Below are 3,748 nucleotides of genomic sequence, written 5' to 3'. Positions count from 1 at the left end.
GGGATCCTCACCCGCACCGGGGCGCTGCGCGCCACGCTGTACTCCCCCGCGACCGACGCGGCGGGACGGCTGCGGGTCGGCGCGGCCGTCGGCGTGAACGGCGACGTGGCGGCCAAGGCGAAGCTGCTGCTCGACGCCGGCGTCGACATCCTCGTCGTGGACACCGCGCACGGCCATCAGGAGAAGATGCTGTCCGCGCTGCGCGCCGTGCGGGGCCTGGCGCCGTCGGTGCCGGTGGTCGCGGGGAACGTGGTGACCGCGTCCGGCGTGGCCGACCTGGTGGCGGCCGGGGCGGACATCGTGAAGGTCGGTGTCGGGCCCGGCGCCATGTGCACCACCCGGATGATGACCGGGGTGGGCAGGCCGCAGTTCACCGCGGTGCTCGAGTGCGCCACCGAGGCTTCGGCGCTAGGCGCGCACGTCTGGGCCGACGGCGGTGTCCGGCATCCGCGCGACGTCGCGCTGGGGCTGGCGGCGGGCGCGTCGTGCGTGATGATCGGGTCCTGGTTCGCCGGGACCTACGAGTCGCCCGGCGACACGTTCCGCGATCCCGAGGGGCGGCTGTACAAGGAGAGCTTCGGGATGGCGTCGGCGCGCGCGGTGCGGCTGCGTTCGGCGGCGGACTCCGCGTACGAGCGGGCGCGCAAGGAGCTGTTCGAGGAGGGGATCTCCTCGGCGCGGATGTACCTGGACGTCGCGCGGCCCGGCGTGGAGGACCTGCTCGACATGATCGTCGCCGGCGTGCGCAGCGCGTGCACCTACGCCGGCGCGCGCGACCTGCCGTCGTTCGCGGAGCGGGCCGTGGTCGGCGTGCAGAGCGCCTCCGGGTACACCGAGGGCATGCCGGTGCCCACGAGCTGGTGATTACGGAGAGGGCGGCGGCCTGCTATTGCTATCCGGGCCGCCCGGCCTGCTCGGCCTGCTCGGCCTGCTCGGCCTGCTCGGCCTGCTCGGTCACGGCCTCGGCGACCCATGCGGTGATCCGGTCGGTGAGCTGGTCGTCCATCGCCCGTTCCGCGTGGCCGAAGTCGGGGATGAGCCACAGTTCCTTCGGCTCCCTGGCGGCGGCGTAGAGCTGGCGGGCGTGGTCGGCGGGGAAGAACTGGTCCTGGTCACCGTGCACGATCAGCAGCGGGACGGGCGAGATCCGCTCGGCGGCGGCGGCCGGCGGCAGCGGGTCAGGGAACGGCCAGCCGTGCGGGTCGATCCTGGTGTGCAGGAACTGCCTGGCGATCAACCGGCCCAGGCGCTTTTCCACGACGAAGTGCACCCGGCGCATCGGCTCTGTGCCCCGGTAGTACCAGCGGCCTGGCCCGCTGACCGAGACCACCGCATCCACCCCGCCTCGCAAGGCCGCCTGGCGGAGCACCACCGAGGAGCCCATGGAGAAGCCGACGGCGGCGACCTTCTGGTAGCCGAGCTCGCGGGCGTAGTGCACGGCCATGTCGAGGTCGTTGATCTCCTTGTCGCCGAGCGTGGACAGCCCGCCTGACCTGCCGTGCCCGCGGAAGTCGAACGTCACCACGCCCGCCTTGAGGTTGAACCGCCGCGCGATCGTCCACACCATGGACCGCTGCCACGACTGGGTGAACCCGTGCGCCATGACGATCGCGAGATCTCGCGGTCCCGGCATGTGCACGGCGTCGATCGGCACGCCGTCCTCGGTGACCAGTGTCGCAGTCGTGACGACGAATTTCACAGCACTCCAATCCTGAGCGGCCTGTGCCTCTAGCTAACAAGCGGGCCGTCCGGGACATGCCAGGGCCGCGCACCTGGGCACCTTGACGGTACCCCGATGCGCGGCCCCCAGTGCGTTACGGCCGCAACGTAACGCAGGTCACCTATTCGGTGCTGGCCTTCTCCGGCCGGCGCGGCTCCTCCGTCGTGGGTGAGGCCTCGGCCTCGGCCGTCACCGACAGCCGGGTGCTGAGCACCTCCTCCTGCGGGTAGGCCTCTTCGCCGTGGACCGCGACGTCGCCGATCTCCAGGTCCGCGTCGTCGAACCGCAGCTTCATCCGCAGCACGTACTTGATGAAGAACAGGATGGCCGCGGTGACGGCGCCGTCCCAGACGATGATCGTGAGCGCCGCGAGGAACTGCACGAGCAACTGGTGCGGGTGCCCGTAGAACAGGCCCGTGCCGGCCACCGAGGACGTCTTGCCGAGGCCCACGTACACGATCATGTTCGGGTCCGCGAGCAGGCCCACCAGGAGGCCGCCGCACAGGCCCGCGAAGCCGTGCGTGTAGACCACGCCGAGGGCGTCGTCGACCCTGTTGAAGGGCCAGACGTACTTCGGCAGGTACTGCCAGGCGACCCAGACGATCCCGGAGCAGACGAGGCCGATCACGATCGCGCCGAAGCCGTTGACGTAACCGGCGGCGGGCGTGATGCCGACCAGGCCGCAGATCATGCCGTTCAGGCCGCCGAGGAAGGTCGGCTTCTTCTCCTTGGTCAGGAACATGTCCATGAAGATCCAGGTCATCATGGCCACGGCCGTCGCGAGGTTGGTGTTGACCACGGCCGCCGCGGCGTCCGCGCCAGCGAAGTACGGGTCACCGCCGTTGAAGCCGTTCCAGCCGAGCCACAGGATGCCGGCGCCGAGCGCGACGAACATCAGGTTGTTCGGGATGGCCTTCTCGCGGTCGCGCTTGAGCCGCGGCCCGATGATCGCCGCCGCCGTGAAGCCCGAGACGCCGGCCGCCAGGTGGATGACGTAACCGCCGGAGAAGTCGAGCGCGCCCTTCCCGGCCCAGTAGCCGCCGCCCCAGAGCAGGAAGGCGTTCACCGAGTAGGCGAAGGTGATCCACAGCGGCACGAAGACCAGCCACACCTTGAAGCTGATCCGGCCGAGCACGCTGCCGATGAACAGGATCGGGGTGATGGCGGCGAACACGAACTGGAAATACTCGACCGACGCCGCGGGCAGCTTGAAGCTCGGCATCAACCCGTTCAGCAGCGGGATGTTCGCCTGGCCCTGCAACGCGCTGGCGCCGAGAATTGTCCGCGGATCACCGACGAACGTACTGATCAGGGGCGTCCCGAAGCCCATCTTGTAGGCCCAGAGAACCCAGGTGATAAGGACCAGGCAGAAGGTGCTGAACACCATCAAGACGGTGTTCATCGCCCATTTCTTCTGCACAAGGCCGCCGTACAGCACGGCCAGGGCCGGGATGGACATGAGCCCGACCAGCGTGGCCGCTGTCATCTGCCAGGCGTTGTCTCCCGATCCCAGCCAGGTAGGGTATGGAATCACTGTATTTACTCCTCCAGGGGCTACCTGTATGAAGGGCCTATCGGGTTCCAGGGTCGCCCCCCGGGCTTACTGTCCCGCCCCGGCCGCTCCGCCTGCTTTCATGCAACGGTTAATGTTTCCCATGCGCGGGTTTCGAGGGCATTTCCCGTTTGTTACGCCGGCGGTAACGTGGCAGGTGGGAATGCCCGCGATGTTTCCTGAATGTGTCGGGACGTCAGCTGCCTGGGACATTGTCCGCACCTCGTCCGCACCTCCGGCGAAGGGCACGAGCGCTCGCATGGCGGCCATGCGGCTGGCGCTGGCTCGGAAAACGCACCGCGCGGCCGCGTGCCTGACCGCCGTGATCGCCTGCTGCGCGGCCTGCGTCTGCGCGGGGTGCACAGGCGCCGCCACGCACCCGGCTGGCGCGACGCCGGCGGGCACGACGGGGCCGCCGACGGCCTCGGCCCCGCCATCCGCGGCGTCCCCGCCGCCTCCGGCGCTCCCGGCGCGGG

3 protein-coding genes are annotated in these 3,748 nt (G+C 69.8%); 1 reads left to right on the top strand and 2 read right to left on the bottom strand.

Annotated elements, in window-relative coordinates:
• Window positions 1–864, top strand: an 864-nt coding sequence (locus WA805_RS01280; protein ID WP_425241451.1) for an IMP dehydrogenase, incomplete at its 5' end; no start/stop codon positions are given.
• 28 nt (window positions 865–892) lie between these two features.
• On the opposite strand, the gene WA805_RS01275 is transcribed toward WA805_RS01280, so the two are convergent.
• Both WA805_RS01275 and WA805_RS01270 read right to left on the bottom strand, forming a co-directional pair.
• Window positions 893–1,699: an alpha/beta hydrolase gene (locus WA805_RS01275; protein ID WP_422290910.1), complete on the bottom strand. Its 807-nt coding sequence runs from the start codon at window positions 1,697–1,699 to the stop codon at window positions 893–895.
• Window positions 1,700–1,841: 142 nt separating this feature from the next.
• Entirely contained in the window at window positions 1,842–3,254 is a 1,413-nt protein-coding gene (locus WA805_RS01270; RefSeq protein ID WP_422280658.1) for an ammonium transporter, read from the bottom strand.
• Between the last annotated feature and the right edge of the window lie 494 nt (window positions 3,255–3,748).

It is taken from the genome of Trebonia sp., from assembly GCF_049794275.1.
Lineage (GTDB): Bacteria > Actinomycetota > Actinomycetes > Streptosporangiales > Streptosporangiaceae > Trebonia.
The sequence above is the reverse complement of the archived record's forward strand: the minus strand, read 5'-3'. Positions and strand labels throughout refer to the sequence as shown.